This is a genomic window from Synechococcus sp. F70.1 (assembly GCF_047502745.1).
Lineage (GTDB): Bacteria > Cyanobacteriota > Cyanobacteriia > Thermostichales > Thermostichaceae > Thermostichus.
On sequence record NZ_JANSJL010000087.1, the window covers coordinates 29,585 to 50,785 of the forward strand.

21 protein-coding genes and 1 tRNA gene are annotated in these 21,201 nt (G+C 60.5%); 9 read left to right on the forward strand and 13 right to left on the reverse strand.

Going from position 1 to position 21,201, the window contains the following annotated elements; translation table 11 throughout:
- Nucleotides 1-108 precede the first annotated feature (108 nt).
- Together NW860_RS08860 and NW860_RS08865 are read left to right on the forward strand one after the other, a co-directional pair.
- Entirely contained in the window at nt 109-1,083 is a 975-nt protein-coding gene (locus NW860_RS08860) for an acetyl-CoA carboxylase carboxyltransferase subunit alpha (protein WP_414393565.1), read from the forward strand.
- 157 nt (nt 1,084-1,240) lie between these two features.
- Nucleotides 1,241-1,675 carry a photosystem I reaction center subunit II PsaD gene (locus tag NW860_RS08865; RefSeq protein WP_414393564.1) on the forward strand — a complete coding sequence of 145 codons (435 nt, stop codon included), beginning with the start codon at nt 1,241-1,243 and terminating at the stop codon, nt 1,673-1,675.
- A gap of 124 nt (nt 1,676-1,799) precedes the next feature.
- Here the strand turns inward: NW860_RS08865 and NW860_RS08870 are convergent, their stop codons facing one another.
- Both NW860_RS08870 and NW860_RS08875 read right to left on the reverse strand, forming a co-directional pair.
- Nucleotides 1,800-2,408: a peroxiredoxin gene (locus NW860_RS08870; protein ID WP_414393562.1), complete on the reverse strand. Its 609-nt coding sequence runs from the start codon at nt 2,406-2,408 to the stop codon at nt 1,800-1,802.
- Nucleotides 2,409-2,525: 117 nt separating this feature from the next.
- On the reverse strand, nt 2,526-2,801 hold the full coding sequence (locus tag NW860_RS08875; RefSeq protein ID WP_414411183.1) for a DUF1830 domain-containing protein: 276 nt from the start codon (nt 2,799-2,801) through the stop codon (nt 2,526-2,528).
- Between the two features lie 251 nt (nt 2,802-3,052).
- On the opposite strand from NW860_RS08875, the gene glpX reads away from it, so the two are divergent.
- The 4 genes from glpX to typA all read left to right on the forward strand — a co-directional run bounded on the left by glpX (nt 3,053) and on the right by typA (nt 7,836).
- Complete coding sequence (glpX, locus tag NW860_RS08880) at nt 3,053-4,096, forward strand: class II fructose-bisphosphatase (RefSeq protein ID WP_414393558.1); 1,044 nt, start codon at nt 3,053-3,055, stop codon at nt 4,094-4,096.
- Nucleotides 4,097-4,407: 311 nt separating this feature from the next.
- Entirely contained in the window at nt 4,408-5,703 is a 1,296-nt protein-coding gene (locus tag NW860_RS08885) for a glutamyl-tRNA reductase (RefSeq protein ID WP_414393556.1), read from the forward strand.
- A gap of 83 nt (nt 5,704-5,786) precedes the next feature.
- Nucleotides 5,787-5,894 carry a photosystem II reaction center protein Ycf12/Psb30 gene (gene psb30 / locus NW860_RS08890; RefSeq protein ID WP_099812430.1) on the forward strand — a complete coding sequence of 36 codons (108 nt, stop codon included), beginning with the start codon at nt 5,787-5,789 and terminating at the stop codon, nt 5,892-5,894.
- 124 nt (nt 5,895-6,018) lie between these two features.
- A complete protein-coding gene (gene typA / locus NW860_RS08895; RefSeq protein ID WP_414513689.1) occupies nt 6,019-7,836 on the forward strand; it encodes a translational GTPase TypA in 1,818 nt (605 codons plus the stop codon).
- On the opposite strand, the gene NW860_RS08900 is transcribed toward typA, so the two are convergent.
- The 3 genes from NW860_RS08900 to NW860_RS08910 are packed head-to-tail and all read right to left on the reverse strand — an operon-like array spanning nt 7,833 to nt 11,836.
- Nucleotides 7,833-9,899: a M48 family metalloprotease gene (locus NW860_RS08900; RefSeq protein ID WP_414513691.1), complete on the reverse strand. Its 2,067-nt coding sequence runs from the start codon at nt 9,897-9,899 to the stop codon at nt 7,833-7,835. The two genes, typA and NW860_RS08900, sit on opposite strands and share 4 nt — an antisense overlap.
- Nucleotides 9,896-11,236 carry a competence/damage-inducible protein A gene (locus NW860_RS08905; RefSeq protein WP_414405559.1) on the reverse strand — a complete coding sequence of 447 codons (1,341 nt, stop codon included), beginning with the start codon at nt 11,234-11,236 and terminating at the stop codon, nt 9,896-9,898. Before NW860_RS08905 ends, NW860_RS08900 begins: the two co-directional genes overlap by 4 nt.
- A 42-nt stretch (nt 11,237-11,278) precedes the next feature.
- Entirely contained in the window at nt 11,279-11,836 is a 558-nt protein-coding gene (locus tag NW860_RS08910; RefSeq protein WP_414405558.1) for an N-acetyltransferase family protein, read from the reverse strand.
- Nucleotides 11,837-11,983: 147 nt separating this feature from the next.
- Between NW860_RS08910 and NW860_RS08915 the strand changes: the two genes are divergently transcribed.
- A complete protein-coding gene (locus tag NW860_RS08915; protein WP_414513694.1) occupies nt 11,984-13,066 on the forward strand; it encodes an Mrp/NBP35 family ATP-binding protein in 1,083 nt (360 codons plus the stop codon).
- Here the strand turns inward: NW860_RS08915 and NW860_RS08920 are convergent.
- From NW860_RS08920 to NW860_RS08935, 4 genes are all read right to left on the reverse strand, one after another.
- Entirely contained in the window at nt 13,063-13,404 is a 342-nt protein-coding gene (locus NW860_RS08920) for a hypothetical protein (RefSeq protein WP_414513695.1), read from the reverse strand. The genes NW860_RS08915 and NW860_RS08920 overlap by 4 nt on opposite strands.
- A gap of 45 nt (nt 13,405-13,449) precedes the next feature.
- Nucleotides 13,450-15,279, reverse strand: a complete 1,830-nt coding sequence (locus NW860_RS08925) for a BamA/TamA family outer membrane protein (protein ID WP_414513697.1) — start codon at nt 15,277-15,279, stop codon at nt 13,450-13,452.
- A 185-nt stretch (nt 15,280-15,464) separates the two neighbouring features.
- A complete protein-coding gene (locus NW860_RS08930; protein WP_414513699.1) occupies nt 15,465-15,806 on the reverse strand; it encodes a hypothetical protein in 342 nt (113 codons plus the stop codon).
- A gap of 227 nt (nt 15,807-16,033) precedes the next feature.
- Nucleotides 16,034-16,105: transfer RNA gene (locus tag NW860_RS08935), tRNA-Gly, on the reverse strand.
- A gap of 78 nt (nt 16,106-16,183) precedes the next feature.
- Here NW860_RS08935 and ssuE point away from each other — a divergent pair.
- Entirely contained in the window at nt 16,184-16,729 is a 546-nt protein-coding gene (gene ssuE, locus NW860_RS08940; protein WP_414393539.1) for an NADPH-dependent FMN reductase, read from the forward strand.
- Nucleotides 16,730-16,747: 18 nt separating this feature from the next.
- On the opposite strand, the gene NW860_RS08945 is transcribed toward ssuE, so the two are convergent.
- Nucleotides 16,748-17,158 carry a hypothetical protein gene (locus NW860_RS08945; protein WP_414393537.1) on the reverse strand — a complete coding sequence of 137 codons (411 nt, stop codon included), beginning with the start codon at nt 17,156-17,158 and terminating at the stop codon, nt 16,748-16,750.
- 168 nt (nt 17,159-17,326) lie between these two features.
- Here NW860_RS08945 and NW860_RS08950 point away from each other — a divergent pair, with 168 nt between their 5' ends.
- Nucleotides 17,327-18,811 carry a hypothetical protein gene (locus NW860_RS08950; RefSeq protein ID WP_414393535.1) on the forward strand — a complete coding sequence of 495 codons (1,485 nt, stop codon included), beginning with the start codon at nt 17,327-17,329 and terminating at the stop codon, nt 18,809-18,811.
- Here NW860_RS08950 and NW860_RS08955 read toward each other — a convergent pair.
- From NW860_RS08955 to NW860_RS08965, 3 genes are all read right to left on the reverse strand, one after another.
- Entirely contained in the window at nt 18,805-19,998 is a 1,194-nt protein-coding gene (locus tag NW860_RS08955; RefSeq protein ID WP_414513702.1) for a glycosyltransferase, read from the reverse strand. The genes NW860_RS08950 and NW860_RS08955 overlap by 7 nt on opposite strands.
- A gap of 2 nt (nt 19,999-20,000) precedes the next feature.
- On the reverse strand, nt 20,001-20,411 hold the full coding sequence (locus NW860_RS08960) for a PH domain-containing protein (protein WP_414513704.1): 411 nt from the start codon (nt 20,409-20,411) through the stop codon (nt 20,001-20,003).
- 80 nt (nt 20,412-20,491) lie between these two features.
- Nucleotides 20,492-20,983, reverse strand: coding sequence for a hypothetical protein (locus tag NW860_RS08965; RefSeq protein WP_414405550.1), 492 nt, complete (start codon nt 20,981-20,983; stop codon nt 20,492-20,494).
- Nucleotides 20,984-21,201: the final 218 nt, after the last annotated feature.

A 21,201-nucleotide genomic window follows, 5' to 3' on the forward strand; every position in this document is an offset into this window, starting at 1 on the left:
AAGGATCCCCCAGGGTAACTCCCTCTAGCCTACCCGATCTGCATGTGAGAAGATCAAAGCCTGACCTCCCCATCTCTGAGCAGACTCCCGAGGTTTAGCCAACACGGTATGAGCAAGTCTAGCGACCGCTTGCTGCTGGAGTTTGAGCAGCCTGTTGCCGCTCTCGAGCAGCGCATCCAGGAGATTCGGGCCTTGGCTGAAGAAAACGACATTGATGCTTCTGAGCAGATTCGCCAACTGGAGGCCAAAGCCGAAGAGCTGCGCCGCGAGATTTTCAGGCAGCTCACACCTGTCGAGCGGCTGCAGGTGGCCCGCCATCCCCGTCGCCCTACCACCTTGGACTATGTGCAGACCATCTGCGACGATTGGTTTGAGCTGCACGGGGATCGCCACGGCCAGGACGATCCGGCCATTGTCGGCGGCCTAGCCAAGCTGGAGGATCAGCCGGTGATGATCCTCGGCCACCAAAAGGGCCGCGACACCAAAGACAACATCCACCGCAACTTCGGCATGCCCAACCCTGCTGGCTACCGCAAAGCCCTGCGGCTCATGGAGCATGCCCACCGCTTTGGTCTGCCCCTTTTGACCTTTATCGACACGCCAGGGGCCTACCCAGGAGTTAAGGCCGAGGCTGAGGGCCAGGGGGAGGCCATTGCCACCAACTTGCGGACGCTGTTTCAGCTGGAGATCCCCATTATCTGTACGGTGATTGGCGAAGGGGGATCCGGGGGGGCCTTGGCCATTGGGGTGGGCAATCGCATTCTGATGTTTGAACACGCCGTCTATTCGGTAATCTCACCAGAGGGCTGTGCAGCCATCCTTTGGAAAGATGCCAAAAAAGCACCCCAGGCGGCAGCAGCCCTGCGCATTACTGCCCAAGATCTGCTGCAACTGGAGGTCATTGACGAGATCCTGCCAGAGCCAGTGGGGGGTGCCCACCGCGCCCCTTTGGAAGCTGCCCAAACTCTCAAAGAGGCTCTCCTAAGACACCTCAAGGAACTTTCCAGGCTGAGCGGGCGGGAGTTGCGGGAAGAGCGTTACCAAAAGTTTCGCCGCATGGGAGCTTTTCTGGAGCTGGCCTAGGAGAGCTAATTATCTTCAGCGAAGCTAGCTCTGCTACGAAAAATTACAGTTCCTGGCCGGCTCTGAGGTCAAAGATCAAGTCAGTGGTAGATTCAAAGTGCTGCGCGCTATCCCAAGCGCGGCCCAAACAACGCTAACTACAACGAGAAGGGAGGCTATGGCTGTGATGGAAGGCGATCCCCGGCAGGGCGCTAAGCTCCCCCTCTTCGGGGGATCTACCGGAGGGCTGTTGAGCGCAGCCGAGACCGAAGAGAAATACGTCATCACCTGGACTGGCAAGCCAGGGCAGGTGTTTGAGATGCCCACGGGCGGGGCTGCTGAGATGGTGGAGGGTAAGAACTACCTCACCTTCGCCCGCAAGGAGCAGTGCCTGGCTCTCGGGGCCCAGCTGAGATCTGAATACAAGATCAACGACTACCAGATCTTCCGCATTCCGGCAGGGGGACAGCCGGAGCTGGTGCATCCCAAAGATGGCGTCTTCCCTGAAAAAGTTAACGAGGGTCGCCAGCCCGTCGGCAAGGTAGATCACAGCATCGGCAAAAACCGCGAGCCCGTTACCTACAAGTTCACCGACGGCAAGCCCTGGGACTAATTGGGCAGTCTTGGTCTTGTCCGATCCCCTGCCAGGCTCAGGGGATCCCTTTTGTCTGTCTGCACCTCTTTAAAAAAGCTCCAGCTCACTTGGAGCCGGAGCTGCAAGGTCTGGCATTCCTGGTCTACTTGGCAACTGCCGCGAAGAACTCCTTGGATTTGACCGGGTCGGGCTTTAGGGTTCTCTGGCCGGGCTGCCAGTTGGCTGGGCAAACTTCATCGGGGTGGGATTGGACATACTGGATAGCCTGCAGGGTGCGCAGGGTCTCATCCACGCTGCGGCCAAAGGCCAGGTTGTTGATGGTGGCGTGCTGAAGGATCCCTTCCTTGTCGATGATAAACAGGCCGCGCAGCGCCACCCCTGTTGCCGGATCCAGGACATTGTAGGCAGCGCTGATCTCTTTCTTCAGGTCGGAGACCAGCGGATACCTCAGCTCGCCCACCCCGCCAGCTTTGCGGTCGGTTTGCATCCAGGCCAGGTGAGAGTACTCGCTATCCACCGAGATGCCGAGGATCTCCGTGTCCAACTTGGCAAACTCGTCGTAGCGATCGCTGAAAGCCGTGATCTCGGTCGGGCAGACAAAGGTAAAGTCCAAGGGGTAAAAGAGCAGCACCACATACTTCTTGCCCCTGTAGTCAGAGAGCCTCACCGTCTTGAATTCCATGTCGTAAACGGCCGTGGCCGAAAAATCGGGAGCTAGCTGCCCCACCCGCAGACATCCTTGCTGAGACATGAGGTCGACCCTCCTTCCGGTAAGGTGCAAATGTAAACTAAAATCAACATACCATACTCATAATGAGTTTGTCTTGCGGGTTAGGCAAGCTAAACTGACCCGACAACCTCTTGTCCCTCACCCATTTACAGCATCTGCCAAGGTATCCAAATGGGGGGGCAGCCAAGGATGGGCTTCTACTTCAGGAAGGGAAGAATCCAGCAGCCAGCGGCAGGGGCGGCGCTCTTCCAAGATGGTAGTGGCGCAGCAGCAGCTATAGACTTCTAGGTAGTCGTCGGGTTCTGCCTCGAAAGTGGCATACTGGCCCGGGAAGAGGGTGCGCTCCCAGTGGCCAGGGATCGTCCGGATTACCTGAACCCGGCCAGAGCGGTTGACATAAACGTATCTTTTCATTGCTGTTTTTTAATTCCCTTAAGAAAAACTTATTGCCTTTAGGACAGGCTATCATCCTTGATCCCCAGCCGACAATAGCCAGCGGCTGGGACGGGGATCGCTCTTTGCGCTTAACTTTTGGCAATTTGTTCTCTCAGGTTATTCAAGGTGGGGATAAAGATCTCGAGAAGAAGCCTGCCCTGGTAAACTGGGAGAGAGTTTGAAGAGATCCTTACTGAAGTTGGCCTTCATCGTTCCGAGGGGGGCATACCGTGGACAACAAGTTGGGGCTCGAGATCATCGAAGTGGTGGAACAGGCTGCCATTGCTGCCGCCCGCTGGATGGGCAAGGGGGACAACAAGGCCGCTGACCAAGCAGCCGTAGAAGCCATGCGGGAGAAACTCAACCAGATCCCCATGCGCGGTCGAATCGTCATTGGGGAGGGAACCCGCGACGAGGCCCCCATGCTCTACATCGGGGAGGAAGTGGGGATCTGCACCCGTCCCGACGCCGAGCAGTTCTGTCGCGTGGAAGAGCTGGTGGAGATCGATATTGCTGTGGATCCCTGCGAGGGCACCAACCTGGTAGCCAAAGGCCAGAACGGATCCATGGCGGTGCTAGCCATCTCCGAGAAAGGCGGCCTTCTCAACGCCCCGGACATCTACATGCAAAAACTAGCGGCCCCGCCCCAGGCCAAGGGCAAGGTTCACCTGGACTATCCGCCAGAAAAGAACCTCAAGATCATCGCCGAAAGCCTGGGTCGGGAAGTGGCGGACCTAACGGTAGTGGTCATGGATCGCAAGCGCCACACCGATCTCATCCGCCAAATCCGCGAGGCAGGGGCGCGGGTGAAGCTAATTACCGACGGCGACCTCTCGGCAGCTCTGGCAGTGGCGTTCAGCGGCACAGGTATCCATGCCCTGATGGGGATTGGAGCGGCTCCCGAGGGAGTGATCTCGGCAGCGGCGCTGCGCTGTCTGGGCGCTCACTTCCAAGGGCGGCTCATCTACGATCCCGAAGTGGTGCAGGCGGGCACCTACCTGCCACCGGTAGAAGAGACTCGGCGAGAACTGAAAGAAAAGGGCATTGAGGATCCCGATAAGGTATGGGAGTGTGAGGAGCTAGCCAGCGGCAAAGAGCTGCTCTTTGCGGCCACCGGCATCACCGATGGGGATCTGGTACGGGGAGTGCGCTTCTTCGGAGGTGGAGCGCGTACGGAAACGCTGGTGATTTCTAGCCAATCCCGCACCGTGCGCTTTGTGGACACCATCCACCTGAAGGAGGGCCAGCAGCCCCCCGCCCTGCAACTGCGCTGACGGATCCCCTCCTAGCTCTTCCCAGTGACGAGGGCGGCTTTCCCTGGGGAAGGTCGCCCTTCTGCTTGGGAGAACGTTAAAAAATCTATCAAGGCCGACCCCGAAAAAACGTAATAACTCTTCAGCAAAATCTGGCAAAACCGATCCGATACTGGTCTTAGGGTTTAGGTAGTCTGAGAAAAGTTACCTAAGCTTGCTGCAGCCAAGACAGGTAAGACGCTTTGCTTAGGCTCTAGGCTATTCTTGTTTCGGGCAAGGTTTGCCTTTGTTTAGAGATTTAACAATCAGTGGTCTATAGACGACGGAGAGGCATGTTTATCGCGGTTGTCGGTCTTAGCCATCGCACAGCTCCTGTGGAGATCCGGGAGCGCCTCAGCATTGGGGAGGCCGAGGTGGGAGAGAGGATCCGGCAGCTCCGTGCCTACCCCCACATTGAGGAAGCAGCAATCCTCAGCACCTGTAACCGGCTGGAGGTCTACATCGTTACGCCAGAAACCGAAAGCGGGGTGCGGCAGACGATGCAGTTTTTGGCCGAGGCAAAGGGGATCCCCCTGCCCCAACTGCGTCCCCACCTGTTTACCCTGCTCTACCAAGATGCGGTGACCCACTTGATGCGGGTGGCGGCCGGGCTGGAGAGCTTGGTGCTGGGAGAGGGGCAGATCTTGTCGCAAGTGAAAAAGGCTCAACAACTGGGCCAGGCTTGCAACGGCACGGATCGCATCCTCAACCGCCTCTTCAAGGCAGCCATCACTGCCGGCAAGCGCGTCCGCGCGGAGACGGGGATCGGCACCGGCGCCATGTCCATTAGCTCGGCAGCCGTGGAGCTGGCCCTGCAAGAGCAGGGATCGCTTTCCCAGGGCAAGGTTACCGTCGTGGGAGCAGGGAGAATGGCCCGCCTCTTGCTGCAGCATCTTCTGGCCAAGGGAGCGGTGGATATTACCCTAGTCAACCGCTCCTTAGAGCGGGCAGAAGCGCTAGCCCAGCAATTTGAGCAACCAATCCAAGTCCTGCCTTGGGAGTCGTTGCTCAACAGCGTGGCGGAGTCCAATCTGGTCTTCACCAGCACCAGCGCCACCCAGCCCATCCTTACCTACGCCCAACTAGTGGAAGTGCTGCAGCCGGATCAGCCGCTGCTGTTGGTGGATATCTCCGTGCCCCGCAACATCGAGCCCGAGGTAGAAAAGCTCAGAGGGGTGCGGCTGTTCAACGTAGATCACCTCTCTCGCGTCGTGGAAGAAAACCGCGCCCAACGGCAAAAGCTGGCCCTGGCTGCCGAGGCCTTGATCGAAGAAGAGGTGGAGCAGTTCATGGAGTGGTGGCGTTCTCTGGAAACAGTGCCCACCATTTCCAGCCTGCGCCACAAGGTGGAGTCTATCCGCGAGCAGGAGATGGAGAAAGCTCTCTCCCGGCTGGGCAAGGACTTTGCCGAGAAGCACCTGGAGGTCATCGACGCCCTCACCCGTGGCATCGTCAACAAGATCCTGCATGACCCTATGGTGCAACTGCGGGCCAAACGGGACATCGAGGCCCGACGGAAGGCGATGCAAATTCTGCAGGAACTCTTTAACCTCGATCCCATGCCCTTTCAGGCCCAGCAGGAGCGCTAGGTTTTAAAGAATTGCAACAGTCCCCTCATCTTCAGGCAACAGCGGACCTTAGGATACACAAGTAGGCTACGGGATTTGGGGCTATGTTCGGGCAATACGAAGTGTTCGTGCAGTTGGCGCTGCTTGCCTTGATTGTCTTGGCAGGGCCGGCGGTCATTTTGGTGCTTTACCTGCGCGGGGCTGATATGTGAGGCAAGGGTTGCCCGGTAGCGCTGGCAGGGCAACTCTCTCTGCGATGTAACACTTCTTTGCGCTAGAGTTGTAGAGGCACCCCCAGGAAAGGCTGGGGGTAAGTTTTTCTACGGATTGAGGGCTATGCCGATCCCTATCCGCAACATTGCCATCATTGCCCACGTTGACCACGGCAAAACCACCCTCGTGGATGCCCTGTTGCGCCAGGCAGGAGCCCTGCGGGCGGAAGGAGACATTCCCGCCTGCGTGCTGGATTGCAACGCCCTAGAGCGGGAGCGGGGCATCACCATCCTGGCAAAGAACACCGCCGTTCGCTATGGCGAAACCCTGATCAACATCGTCGATACTCCCGGCCACGCCGACTTTGGCGGGGAGGTGGAGCGGGTGCTGGGCATGGTGGAAGGCTGTCTGCTGATTGTGGATGCCAACGAGGGCCCGATGCCTCAGACCCGCTTTGTGTTGCGTAAGGCCTTGGAGAAGGGCTTGCGCCCAATCGTGGTGGTCAACAAAATTGATCGGCCTCAGGCCGAGCCCTACAAGGTCATCGACAAAGTGTTGGATCTGTTTCTGGAGCTAGGCGCTGACGAAGACCAGTGCGACTTCCCCTACCTATTTGCCTCGGGACTACGGGGTTTTGCCCTGGAAGAAGCTGACCTCAAAGCTTTCCTTGCAGGCAACTACAGCGGCCCTCTCGACATGAGGCCTCTCTTTGAGGCCATCCTCAAATACGTGCCGCCGCCAGTGGGGGATCCCGCCAAGCCCCTGCAACTGCAAGTCACGACGCTGGAGCACTCGGAATACCTGGGCCGGATTGTGATTGGCAAGATCCACAACGGCACCATTCGGGTTGGGGATCAGTTGGCGGTGGTCAAAGAAGACGGGTCGATTGTCAGGGGCAAGGTAACCAAGCTGTTTGGCTTCCAAGGCCTGGAGCGCATTGAGCTAACAGAAGCCACTGCCGGCAATATTGTGGCCGTGGCGGGGTTTGCCGAGGCCCACATTGGCCACACCCTCACCTCTCCCGAAAACCCCCAGGCCCTGCCGCTGATCAAGGTGGACGAGCCGACGCTGCAGATGAGGATCTGCGTCAACGACTCTCCCTTTGCCGGCCAGGAGGGCACCTTTGTTACTTCGCGGCAATTGCGGGAGCGCCTGATGCGGGAGCTGGAAACCAACGTGGCGCTACGGGTGGAGGAGACCGAGTCCCCAGATTGCTTTTTGGTGTCGGGGCGAGGCGAACTGCACCTGGGCATTTTGCTGGAAACCATGCGGCGGGAGGGCTACGAGTTCCAGGTTGGCCAGCCGAAGGTGATCTTCCGCGAAGTCAACGGCCAGCCCTACGAGCCCTATGAGCTTTTGGTGTTGGATGTGCCGGAAGCGGCAGTGGGCGCCTGCATCGAACGGCTGGGAGAGCGGCGGGGAGAGATGCAGAACATGAGAGTGGGCGCGGACGGTCGGGCCCAGTTGGAGTTCGTCATCCCGGCGCGGGGGCTCATTGGCTTTCGCAGCGAGTTTGTCCGCATCACCCGCGGCGAAGGGATCATGAGCCATAGCTTTTTGGAGTACCGTCCTCTCACCTCAGGGCTGGAGACTCGCCGCAACGGCGTGCTCATTGCCTTTGAAGAGGGAGTGGCCACCACCTATGCCCTGAAGAATGCGGAGGACCGCGGCGTGTTCTTCATTAAGCCGGGCACCCGCGTTTACAAGGGCATGATTGTGGGTGAGCACAACCGACCCCAGGATCTGGAGCTAAACGTCTGCAAGACCAAACACCTAACCAACCATCGCGCCTCAACGGGAGAAGAGCTAGTGCAGCTACAGGCGCCGGTGGAGATGACTCTGGAGCGAGCCCTGGAATACATTGGCGAGGACGAGCTGGTGGAGGTCACCCCCCAGTCGGTGCGACTGCGCAAGGCCCAGTTAGTGCCCTCTCGCCGCTAGAGGTAAAAGCGTAAGTTGGGGAAATAGAAAGCGCCCCAAAGGCCGAGGAGGACAAACCCCAGGCCAAGGAGCAGCAGCCACAGGCGGGGACGGCTGTGGAGACGAGCTGCTTCTGTTTGGACATAGGCCAAATCCACCCAGGCAGTGTTGCCGCGGCGGAACCAGCCCACCACCTTGACCTGCCGGCCCATGAGGGCGCGGAGAGGCTTTAGGCCGGAAAAGACATTGCCCAGCGGTCCCAGGGGAGAGGTGAAGCGCAGGGGGATCAGGCCGGTGGCATCCTGGAGCTTGAGCTCTGCTCCCAGTTGATAGCCAGTTGGTCCCAATCCCAGCAGCTCGCCTTCCAGCTCCACCGGCTGACTGCGGCAGGGATCCGCGTCCGGATCGGCCAGCAAGCTGAGCACCGCAGTGGGCTGGGGCAACAGAGGTCCTCGGTACATGAGCCCTGCCTTGGCCCACAGGCCCATCCCATAGCCCACCACCGCAGCCGCGGCAATGATCTTGGGATCGAGGCGATCTCGCAGCCCTAAGTAGAGGATTAGCCCCACCAGCCAGCCTATAACCATGCCGACCACTTCGGCAGCGTAGATGGCCAGGTCAACCCAGAAGCGAGCCTTTTGAGGAGCCCCTCCCTCCTTTGGCTTGACTAGGCTTAGCTCAGGCAAAAGGCGCAGCCGCTGCGCGTATTTCCCCAAAACCTGAAAGCGCTGTCCCAGCAGGGGATGGCTGGAATTCAGCTGCATCCAGCGGGCCCAGGGGTTGAGCTGCTCCCAGCGGAAGACCTGGCCGGCTTGGGCGGGATCCTGCAAGCGGACAGCGGCACTGGCGGCAGCGGTAGTTTTGAAGTCCAGGAAGCTGAAGAGGCGGGTGCAGTGCAACAGCGAGGAGGGGCGGCGGTCGTTTTTGTGAGCCTCCTGCAGGCCAGCAGCCGACTTGAGCAGAGCGGCCATTAGCCCGTTGGGGTTGCCCGTGGCCTCGACCGCGAAGTGATCGGCGTGGTAGGTGCCCAGGCGGGAGAGGAAAAACAGGGGGTAGGAAAGCACCGTGTAGATCAGGTAGAGCAGGGGAGCCACGTGTCCAATGAGATCCCGCCGTTGGCTCCCCAGGTGGCTCACTTGCTCCAGGGTTAGGTAAACCAACTGCAGGGGGGATCCTAGCAGGGTCATGAGCAGGATGTCGCCGTTAACGATCCGCCCCAGGGCCTGGGCGTAGACGGCGGCAATCTCATCGGGAGCAAGCCGCTGCAAGAGGGCCTGGGTGACCACGATGCGGCCGCCATCGGGAAAAGTGCCGTAGACAAAGGCCAGCGGTCCCCCTTCTGGAATCACCCCCAGGCGCGGCAGTTTGAGGTGCTTCTGGGCGCAGAGGCGCTGCAGCAGGCGAGCTGCCTCGGGGCTATGGCGCTCGAGTTCTCCCAGGCTGGCCCAGCGCAACTTGTGCAGCCGCTGGTGCAGGTGATCCAGGAGCCAGGGGGCAAAAAAGAGCAGGCCTACGCCAAAGTTAACCGCCAGGCTGCCAGCCACCAGCCAGCGTAAGCCGTTGCGCAGCCAGGGCAGCAACCCCTGCAAAAACCAAAGCTGCCGTGGAAAACTCAGCCGCCCAAAATCCAGGTGGCTGCCCACCAGCCCAAAACTCAGCCACCAGAGGAAGAGGAGGCCCACAGCCAGGGATCCCCACTTGGCCCATCCTAGAGAACCGGCCTCCGCCGGCAAGGGGATCCTTAAGCCTACTTGACTGGCCCGTTGGCGGCTGGAGGAGGGGGAAGCAGCGGGTTTTTCCGCCGTTTGGGGCAGACGGGACAGGATTTTTTGGGCCCAGTCTCGCGCCTGAGGATCCGGATGCTGCAGCAGTTTTAGACAAAGCGCCCGCGCCTTCTCTGCTTGGCCTAGCTGATGGTAGGCCCGCACCAAATTCATCTGGGCTTCCAGGACTTGCCTACTTGCTGGGATCCCCCCTCCCTGGCCCCCGTGATGAACCTGGGCCAAATAGTCCTCAAGAAGTTGGATAGCTTCTTGAAAGCGGCCCTGCCGTAGGGCCTCCTTGCCCGCCTCCGCGGGGTTCATCGGCCTGCTCCGAGATCTGCCTGCTCCTCTAGCTTAGGCTCTGGGGATCCCCCCGAAAGGGGGTAGCGGAGCAAGCGCCGCCGCAGACAGTCCAGCGCCGCTTGGGCGCTCCACCAGCGCACGCCCTCTCGGCCGCGCAGGCTACCCAAGCGGTACTCCAACACTTCCACTTTCCCCTCCGGGTAAGCTAAGCCCAGATAGACCAAGCCAACCGGCTTGGCAGCAGTGCCCCCCTCCGGGCCGGCAATGCCAGTAATGCTCAGGGCCCAGTCGGAGCCAAAAACCTGCTTGGCCCCCAGGGCCATCTGGGCAGCTACCGGCTCACTAACTGCTCCATGCTGCTGCAGCGTCTTGGGATCTACCCGCAAAAGCTGCTCCTTGAAGCGGTTGTCGTAGGCAACGATGCCGCCCAGGAAATAGCGCGAGCTGCCTGGGATCCCGGTTACCAACTGCCCCAGTAGCCCGCCGGTGCAGGATTCGGCTACCGCCAGGGTCTGCCGCCGCTGCAGGAGCAGCTCCCCCACCACGCTGGCCAAGGTGGCCTCATCGCTGCCAAAGTAGTCTTCTCCAGAAATCTGCAAAATCTGCTCCACCACTGGAGCAATCAGGGCCTCCGCCGCCTCGCGCGTGGGAGCGCGTCCAGTGACTCGCAGGCGCACCTCCCCTTGGCTGGCGTAGGGAGCGACCGTGGGATTTTCCCCGGCCAGCCAGGGGGCCACCCGCTCGGCCAAGGTCGATTCGGGGATGCCCCAGTAGCGCAGCACGCGGCTGTAGAAGACCTCCTTGCCCCAGCCGAGGGAGCGCAAATAGGGTACAGCCGTCTCCTGCCACATGCGCTGCATCTCCTGCGGCACGCCGGGAAAGGTGAGAACATGCAGGTTGGGGCGGGGCTGCCAAATGAGGCCACAGGCGCTGCCGAGGGGGTTGGGCAGGATGGCGGCTCCCCGGGGCAGAAAAGCCTGCTTGCGGTTGCTAGGCGAGGGCACAAGGCCGCGCTGGCCGTATTTTCGCAGAATCTCCTCCCAGAGCTGGGGGTGCTCCACCATCTCCACTCCAAAAAAGGAAGCCAGCGCCGCATGGGTCAGATCATCCGGGGTTGGCCCCAGGCCTCCTGTGATTAACAGCAGGCTGGAGCGCTGGCAGGCCACCTCCAGGGCCTGGTGGATGCGGGTTTCGTTATCCCCCACCACCGTTTGGTAGTAGTGCGGGATCCCGAGCTTGGCCAGCTCGGCTGCCAGATATTGGGCGTTGGTGTTGGCGATCTCTCCCAAAAGCAACTCGGTGCCAACACAGAGGATTTCGGCCCCTTGGGGGGTGAGGGTTTGGGGTGAACTCATGTTCTGTTTAACCAAGGGCTTCAGACCGCTGACGCAAACAGCTCAGCCGCAAGTATAGAAGTCTTGGCCTCCCTTGGACTCAGGGATCCGGTAAATTGATCCCCCAGCAGAAGGGAGAGGGGGCGCAGCTGCCTGGGCGAGCGCTTCCAGGTCAGAGCCGCTGAGACGGTGGAGAATCCACTCAGGGTGCTGTTTGGCACCCAAGCGCCGATAGAACTCCATTGCCGGCTGGTTCCAGTCCAAAACCATCCACTCCAGCCGCCCGTATCCTTTGGCCACCGCCTCCTGAGCCACCCGTGCCAAGAGCGCCTTGCCGATGCCCCTGCCGCGGAATTCGGGCAGCACAAACAGATCTTCCAGGTAGAGGCCGGGCCGGGTGAGGAAGGTGGAAAAATGACGAAAGTAAAGAGCAAACCCCACCGCTTGCCCCTCCACTTCTGCCAACAACGCCGAGGCAAAGGCTTCGGGGCCAAACAAATGGTGCCGCAATAGATCAGCGGATCCCGTTACCAAGTGGCTCAGCTTCTCGTACTCGGCTAGGGCGCAGATGAGGTTAAACAAAGCGGGCGCATCTTCAGGCCTGGCAGGGCGGATTTCCATACCTTCTAGCCTCACAACTTGAGATACCGGCACGAGAACAGACTACAGCTAGAACTGACCTGGGTCAGCCAGTTGGCCGAGGGCTAGCCGAGAAGAGCTGGAAAAACCGATTAGAGTGAAGAATATGAAGCAACCTCCTCAGCTCCCATGACGACCTCCACCCTTGATGCTGCTGCTATCCTTGAAGCCTTGCGCCCGGTTCAAGATCCGGAGCTACGCCGCAGCCTGGTGGAACTGAACATGATCCGGGATATCCGCGTCGAGCCGGAGCGGGTGGCCTTTACTCTGGTGCTGACAACGCCAGCCTGCCCCTTGCGGGAGTTCCTCGTCGAGGAGTGCAAGGCTGCTATCCGCCGCCTGGCTCCCGTTGAAACCATCGAGGTTACCGTTACGGCAGAAACCCCCCGCTCGCCCTCTCTGCCCAATCGGCAGCCCATCCCAGGCGTGCGCAACATCATCGCCATCTCCAGCGGCAAGGGAGGGGTGGGCAAAACCTCGGTAGCGGTCAATGTAGCTGTCGCCCTTGCCCAGAGCGGAGCGCAGGTGGGGCTGCTGGATGCGGATATCTACGGCCCCAATGTGCCGCTGATGCTGGGGCTGCAGGATCGGTCTCTGGTGGTGCGCAAACGGGAAGACGGCAGCGAAGAGATCCTTCCCCTAGAAAATTACGGCGTCAAGATGGTGTCGATGGGCCTCCTGGTGGGACGGGATCAGCCAGTAATCTGGCGGGGGCCAATGCTCAACGGCGTCATCCGGCAGTTTCTCTACCAGGTGCAGTGGGGCGAGTTGGACTATCTCCTCGTGGACATGCCCCCCGGCACTGGCGATGCCCAGTTGACTTTGGCCCAAGCGGTGCCGCTAGCGGGCGCTGTCATCGTCACCACCCCCCAGTCGGTGGCCCTCCTCGACAGCCGCAAGGGCTTGAACATGTTCCGGCAACTGGGGGTGCCCATCCTCGGCATTGTGGAGAACATGAGCTACTTCATTCCCCCCGACCTACCGGATCGCCAGTACGATATCTTTGGCTCGGCAGGGGGAGAGACCACCGCCCGCGAGCTGGGGGTTCCGCTGCTAGGACGAATCCCGTTGGAGATTGCTCTGCGCCAGGGTGGAGATGCGGGCAAGCCTATTGTTGTTGACCAGCCCAAGTCTGCCTCAGCCCAGGCGCTCCAGCAGATTGCCAAAGCCTTGGCGGGCCGAGTTTCCATGGTAGCTCTCGGGGCCGGCTAGAAGCGCTCGACTTCTACCAGCGACACCCCAAAGCGGCGCCCTGCCAACAGGATCCCTTCCTGGGCCTTGCCGCGCACGGTTACCGTGCTGTTCATAGCTGGCAGCCCCTTGTCCGTGAGGACCCAGAGGGAGCCGCTGTGGTCTTGGATCTCGTACACACCCTGGCCGAACACCCCTATCTGGTTGACCACCCGGCCACGGACGTAGACATTGGCGTAGCGGGAGGGATCCTGCTCAATCTGGGCAATGGGGGTGATGCCAAGGCCTAGCCGTGCCAACTGGCTACATCCACCTAAGGCTAGGCTGAGGCAGAGCAAGAGGAGTAAGGAGCCGCGCATGGATTTTTCCCCACAAGTGCTGCTCCCACCATAGCAAGCCTTTAGCTAGAACTTCTCCCCGATGCCAAAGTGCAGTTGAGCCCGGCCGGCCTCTCCTTGCCCAACGGCGTAGTCGATCCGCAGCGGCCCCAGGGGAGATTGGATGCGGATACCAGCCCCCAGCCCTAGGCCACTGCCGGGCTTGTTGCGCACCGCCGCCGGATTGCCGATGACCGCCGCGCCGCTGCCCAGATCGGTGCCGTAGTCGGCAAAAACCACTACCCCCACCGGGTCGAAAAGGGGAAAGCGCAATTCCGCCGTCGCAGTGGCAAAGCTGCGGCCGGAGCCGATGCCGCCCTCAAAAAATCCCCGCACCGAGTTGCCTCCGCCAATAGGGAAAGCGTCGTAGGGAGCCAAGTCGCCAAGGGTAGTGCCCGCCCGCACGTCAAAAGCCAGCACTTGCGGCCGCTCGCTGCGCGTTTCAAAGAGCTTGACGGGAATGAACTGACTGTAGCTGGCCTCGAGGCGGTTGGCGTTCAGGCCGTTCTGGAACAGACGTACCGACTGCTCGGTGAAGAGGCGAAAGACGGATCCCTGGCTGGGGGTGTTGAGGTTGTCGCGAGTGTCGTGGATGAGGCCCAACCGCAGGCTGGTATAGCTGTCTTGGCCGCTTGTGCTGAAGGTAATCGGGTTGCCCACCACATCAAAGCGCTCCTGCTCGCCTTTGCTGTTGCGGGCTTCCACAAATTGGACGCGGGCACCCAAGCTGGCCCGCCAATTGCCTCCAAGGGGGCGCGAGAAGGTGATGCTGCCGCCCAGCCGGTTGATGCGCACGGGATCCCCGTTGGGCAGAGTCAATCCCTCGTTGAAAACAAAGCTGGAGCTCTGCTGGTTGGAGATGTTGACACTGTAGGAGGTGGGGATCTCCAGGGTGGCAATGCGCGGGTCGGTGAAGTTGAGGTCAAACAGAGTTTCGTTGGTGCCCACCTGCACATTGAAGCTGGCCTTTTGGTTGTTGCCGCCCAAGTTTTCTTCCGAGACACTAAGACCGGCAAAGACCCCTGTGGCCGAGCTGACGCCAAGGGTCCCGCTCAAAGTGCCGGTGCGCCGCTCTTCCACATTCACCACCACCACGACTTTGTTGGGATCCTGCCCAGGGTTGAGGCCCACATTCACGTCCTGAAAGAGGTTGAGGTTGAAAACCGCCTGCAGATCTTCCTGGATCTGGTTGCGGTTAAACACATCCCCCGGCTTGGTCTTGAGCTCACGGGTGATGATGAAGTCGCGGGTTTTGGTGTTGCCCTGCACGCGAATGTCCTCGATCTCCCCTTCAGCAATTTCCAGGGTGAGGGTGCCGTCTTCGGAAGTGCGTACATCAATAACTTTGGCTAGCACGTAGCCTTTGTCGGCGTACCATTGCTCGATCTCCTCCACTGCCGCCTGCAGTTTGCCAAAGTTGAGCACCCGTCCTTCTTGCTCAGCAAAAGCCTTCCGGAGCACCTCCAGATCCAACACTTTTGTCCCTTCTGTGCGCACGGCTTTGAGGACGGGGTTGGGCTTGACCTCAAAGGTAACCCGCACTCCCAAGGGGGTATCGGAGGGCACAGCCCGCACATCGGCAAAGAAACCGGTGGCAAACACGGCGTTGATGTCTTCCCGCAACTGGGATCGAGTGGAGACCTCGCCGGCGCGGGTGCGAATGACTTTGTAAACCTGATCGATCAACTCTGGGTCATCGGTTCCTTCAACCACCACCTCTGCCACCAAAACTTCTGGCTCGCTGGCAGCGGGGGTAGGGGTGGGGGAGGGTGGGGCGGGCGTGGTGCCATCGGTGTGCAGATCCAGGGTGCCCGGCTGGGGTTGCGCCCAAGCTGTAGTTCCCGCCAGCAGGCTCATCCCCCAAGTGAGCGCGGCAGTAAGCTGGAGCCCGAGTTGCCTGGAACGGTTCCTCATCCCTCACACCCCAAGGAGAACAAGATTCCGCTCCGCCGTGAACAATTGGCCTGAATTATATCAACTCCCTCCCTAGCGGATCCGAGCCTTGCCGCGGGCCGGACTGCAGACCTTGGTCAGCTTTTTCCTCAGGGCAGGCGCAGGGATCCCTGGCAGCGCTGGCCACAGCTCTGGGACTCGACCTGCTCGGCGGACAGGTTGGCTTGGGAGTTGAGAATTAGAATTGTGATGGGAGCAGGGGGCGGTAAGGGGCTGCTGTGCCAACCCCACCTGCCAGCGAAGGGCCGCGTTGGGGGATTGGGCACGACGAAGACAAGGTTTTGCAGGACATTGCTTTGGAGAGCGGTGGCGCTGTTCTGTTTGCTGTTGAGGAGCACCGTCTGCTGGGCAGAGAAGGTCTGGGCCAGGGTGGTTGGAGCTAGACCTAGGCAGAACAGAGCTGCTACCGCAGGGAAGAGCTTGGCCAGCATCCTCAACGTTCTCCCCATAGCAGTGGGATGCTAGCACCTTAGCTTGTCCCGCCGAAAAGGCTCTCCTCCCTTGCCGCAAAAAAGGCTGCGCCTCAGGGCAAACTTATCCGCCCTAAAAGGCGGACTTTTCATCCTGCTTGCGCCAGCAGGACAGAGTCTTTACCTGAGCAAACACCGCCTCGGACCCAGGGGAGGAGCAAAGGGGGAAAGCTTTGTAGCTCTCAAGAAGCGGGCGATGAGACTCGAACTCACGACATCCAGCTTGGGAAGCTGGCGTTCTACCGCTGAACTACGCCCGCAGTTAACACCAAGCACTATACTAGCACTTTCTGGACGGGATCCCTGGTACAACAGAAGCAGCGTTCTGCCTTTGGCCGATGCCCTCTATCCTTCTGCTCTCCGGTAGCCCTGGTCCTCGAGAGTCTGCTGGCCCACCGCCGCGGTCGGAAGCAATTTTGCACTACGTTGCCGGGATCCTATCCCAGTTGGGGCTAAGCAGCGAGTTTGCTTCGGTGCGGGATTTGCCGGCGGAGGACTTGGTGCGGGTTAACTTTGAGAGCCCTCACCTAAAGCAGATCCAAGAGAAGGTGGCCCAAGCCGCTGGGATCGTCCTCTCGGCTCCTGTGTACAAGGCTTCCTATCCCGGCGTGTTCAAGGCGCTGCTGGACTTACTGGATCAGGATGCCTTTGTCGGCAAAGTGATTCTCCCCATCGCCACTGGCGGAACGCTGGCCCACCTACTGGCCATCGACTTTGCCATGAAGCCAGTGCTGGCTGTGATGGGCGCAACCCACATTTTGAAAGGGATCTACATCCTCAGCTCGCAGATTCAGTTTGAGGCCGACGGCACCCTGCGGCTGGAAGATGAGATTGCCGAACGCCTGCAGGCGGGGATCCAGGCCCTTGCCCAGGCAGTGCAGTAAAGGCCAGTCCCGACCCTCCTAGGAATCGCGCAGCAGCACCGGTTTGCTCACAGCAGTACTTTGTCCCAGCCGGTCGAAGACCCGCAAACTGAGCAGGTACGAGCCGGGCGCTAGATTCGAAGGCGGGCGGAGCCGGAAGCGAGTGGTGCAGGATACCTCGCCAGCAACACAGTTTACCTGGGCTGCCGAGAGGGTTTGCACCTCGATCCCGGACCACGAGAGCTGAAACGCCAGCTCTGCCGGGAGCCGCCCTGGCACTGACACCGCAACCCCCACCTCCAAAAATCCGCTTCGACTGATTACAGAAGGAATGTCGCTGCTAAGGATTAGCGGTGGCAAGGGGGTGCTAGGAGCCAGAGCTGCGCTGCTGCAACCCCCTACGGCTACTCCCAGCAGGGCCAACGTCAGTTGCCAAAGTTTGGATCCCACTGGACTTTCCCCTGAAAATCCCTCTCCCAGTATAGGCGGCAAGCTGGACATCTCTAGCGCCAGTTCTCGAGAACCCAAAAGTTTTTACGCTATATGTGGTGGTTACACTGGATCTTCCCCCACAGCATCTGCTACAGTAGGGCCCATAACCTCTCGAGCAGCCCGGCTATGGAAGGGGAACTAGAAACTTTGCGGGCGCGCGTGCGTGACTTGGAGCGGGCCGTGGCCGAGTCAGAGGCGCTGTCGCTGCAGCAGATTGAGTGCATCCAGCGCCTGGAACGGCAACTGCAGGATCAAGAGCGAGCGTTGCAAGCGTGTCAAGAAGAGAAGGCTCGGCTGGAACAACGTCCTACCCTGGAAGCTTTTCAGCAACAGCAGCAGCACATTGAGGAGCTCCAAAATCTCCTCTGGGAGATGGAGCGTCGCCCCACCCTAGAGCACTACCAGCTCCTGCAGCAGCAGTTGCAAACCAGCCAAGCGGAAATCGAAACCCTCAAGGCAGAATTGCAGCGGCGCATCGAGCCAGCTCGGTTCTATCAACTGCAGCAGGAGCTCTGGGAGCTAAAACAGCAAGCCAACCAGCTGGGGGAGTACGCCGCCAAGTTGCCCCAGGTGCAGCTTTTGCAAGCCCAATTCCAGCTCCGCATCCAGGAGTTGGAGAAAGAAAAGGAGCAGTTGCAGGCGCAGGTGCGGGAGTTGGAAACCCAGCGGGCGGAGCTGGAAGCTGCCCACCGCCAGGCCGAGGCAGAATGGCAAAGCCTGAAGACGCAGCTAGAGAGCGAAAAAGCCCACCTCGAGGCTGAGCTGAACAAGGCCTGGCAACAGCTTCGCCAGTTGGAGCATCTGCGCCAGCAGGCCTCCTTTGCCAAGGCGGAGCGAGCTAGCTTGCTGGAAGAACTGCAGCAGAGCCGGCAGCAACAGGCAGAGCAGGCTCAGCAAATTGCCCAACTGGAGGCCCAGCTACAGGCTCTGCGCTCTGAACAGCCGCCAGCTGAACCCGGCAGCGGTAGAGATCTTGCCCTGGAGGAGCAGGTGCAGGCTCTCTCCCGTGAGGTGGACACCCTGCGGGCTGAGCGGGATCACCTCCTCCAAGAGCTGGCCCAGCGACCGGCGCAGGAAAAGCTGGAAGAAGCCCAGCGGGCGCGGGAGGTGGCGGAGGCCCGCTATCTACTCGGCCAAAAAGAGATTGAGAAGCTGCAGCAGCAGGTGGCGGCCCTACAAGCTAAGTGTGCGCAAATTCAAGCCCACGCGCAGGCGCAAGAAAAGGAGGTGGCTCTGTTGCAGCAGCGCAACCGGGAGCTGGAGGAGCAACTGGCTGCCCTGCGCCAGTCAGCTCCAAGCCGGGCAGGGGTCGAGCTCAGGTCGAGCCATCCAACTGGGGCTGCGCATTGCTGGCGCCATCAGGAACGGCTGCAAGCCCTCCCTGCCCAGCCTGCTCCCTCCCCGGAGGTGGCCGCCGTCTCCACCAGCGGTGAGTCCCCCAGGGAGAGAACGCCCGTCGGCGGGATCCCACCCCTTACCCTCAAGGAAGGGGAGGATCGCACAGAGAGGCTGCTGAAGCGCTCTCTCTTGGCCACTGGCCGCGGCAGCGGAGAAGGTGGTGAGCGCAGCCGCATCGAGTTGCCAACTTTTGTGCAGCGACGGCTCTACTGAGCGCTCCAGCCTCTTGGATCCAGCGGCTCCCCAGCTTGAAAACGAGGCCAGGCCCAGCGCAGCAGGGATCCCAGTTGGGCATGAAACCGCTCCGGCGCAAACTGCAGAGCATGGGCGCGAATCTGCTGCGGATCCCATTCCCGGCGATCCGCTTGGCGCAGCCCTTCCACCAGGGCTTCCACACTGGCTTCAGGGATGAGGATCCCAGTCTGGCCGTGGCGGACGGTCTCGCGAGTGCCCCCTCGGTTGAGGGCAACGACAGGTCGACCACACGCTTGGGCCTCTACTGCCACCAGGCCAAAATCTTCCTCCCAGGGAAACAGCAGCAGCCGGCAATGGGCCAGCAGTTCCTGGAGACGCTCTAGAGGCTGGTGGGGCAAAAACTCCACCTGTGGCCCTGCCAGTTGCTTTAGCCGTGGCAGCTCCGGCCCTTCCCCCACCACCACCAGACGGCGGCCCAGTTGCTTGCAGGCAGCAATGGCCAAATCCACCCGCTTGTAGGGCACCAGCCGGCCCACCACCAGGTCGTAATCGGCTGTGGGAGCGGCCACCGGCTCAAACCCCTGGAGCGGCACCGGCGGATAGATAACCACGGCCTCGCGGCGGTAGAGCTTGGCAATGCGCCTGCGGATGTGCTGCGAGTTGGCAATCAAGAGATCTGGTCGCTGGGCTGCTACAAAATCCCACTGGCGCAGGTGGTGCATCAGCCACCGGCTGAGGGCGGCAAGGGGGCGGATCCCTGTCAACCCCTCTCGCTCAAGATAGAGCTCCCGGTTCTCCCAGAGGTAGCGGGGCGGGCTGTGGATGTAGCTTAGGTGCAGGGTGGAAGGCCCTGTCAGGATCCCTTTGGCGAAAGCATGGCTGCTGGAGATGACGCAGTCATAGGCGGAGAAATCGAAGCTCTCATAGGCCAAGGGCATCCAGGGCAGGAGGTACTTAAGGCGCCCATGGTAGTTGCGGCGCAACACCCCTAGCCCCTTGGCCCAGCTTTGCAAAAATGAGGTGTAGATCGGCCGATCCTGCCAGCTCGGCGGCAGCGTGTGCGCCCAGAAGAGGCTGACGTAGAGAGGGGCTTGCGGGGCAAAGGCCAGCAGCTCCTGCAAAACCTTTTCCGAGCCCCCCGGCCAGATGAGGTACTCATGCACCAACGCTAGGCGCTGTGGCCAAGCGGGATCCTCAGTAGGCATGGTTAGGAGGCGGCGGGAGGCCTTTTGCCAATGGGCCCGCTGACCTGTCTGGCTTTTTCGTCCAGCCGCTCGCTAATGTAGGCGTAGATCTCCCGGAAGCGCGGCACTGCCCGCATCTCTAGGCGGCTGCCGTCTTTAAGGGTGAGCACCATGTCGCCCCAAGTGCCCAGGCCCCGTGGCACCGTTACCACCTTGGCAATTTCTTTGTAAATGACATCAGAGCGCTCCTTGCCCCCCCAGCCGCCAATAACGGTGATGCGGCGATTGGTAATCCGGTAGTGAACCCACAGCCTGCGCACCAGCGCCCCCACAAATAGAGGCAAGCCAACAATGGTAAGGCCGATAAAGGAGTTCAACACCAGATCGCCTATGTGGGGACCGCCTTCGAAGAAAACCTCCTCTTTGATAGCCATGCCTAGCCTAGTTGAGTGTTAACAGGGACGACTCTAACAATCTTAAACAGCTTCTCAGCTTTTCCCAACTGCCCGGAAAGTTAGCGGGAGAGGCGGGATCGGGTTTGCCGTTGAAGGGCTTGCCCTGAGCAGTAGGTGGCCCAGAGCAGGTGAACAAACAGGGTTGCCACGACCAGCGCCACGGCGGCTGCCCCAATATTGCCCAGCCAATTCCATCCCTCCAATCCCGTCAGAGCCACCAAGGCCCAAGAAGCAGGGTGCAGCATTCCCCCCAAGAGGAGAATTTGGGAAAGCAGTCGCCCAGCCGTAAAGCGGGATCCCAGCGCCACCAGGGCCAGTCCGCCGCCAATGTTGACTAGCCCCATGTTGCCCAAAAAGGCGTAGCAAATGTGCCAGGCGTACTTTTGTTTGGGCACCTCCTGCCAGGAGAGGGGCCGGGCAGGGATCCCTGACGCCTCCGGCGGAGCCAGCGGCAACGGCTGCACTTGGCTGAGGATGAGGCCCAGGACGATGGCTGCCAGCAGCATCACCACTCCTGCCTTTACATTGAGCTTGCCAGGGATGGCTAACATTGCAGGTTCTCTGGATCCCGTCCTAGCCTATCCTGGCTTTGCCCCCAACGGGGAGATGGGCCAGCGGCCTGAGAGTAGAGCAGCGTGCCCCAGCCCTTACAAGGCATCCCCATCGTGCTGGGAGAGGCCATAGCCTGGGCAGGCCCCCTGCAGTGCCGGTTTCAGCTCTCCCACCTGCCAAGGGATGAGGGCCACGCCTGTCGAGATCCTCAGCACCG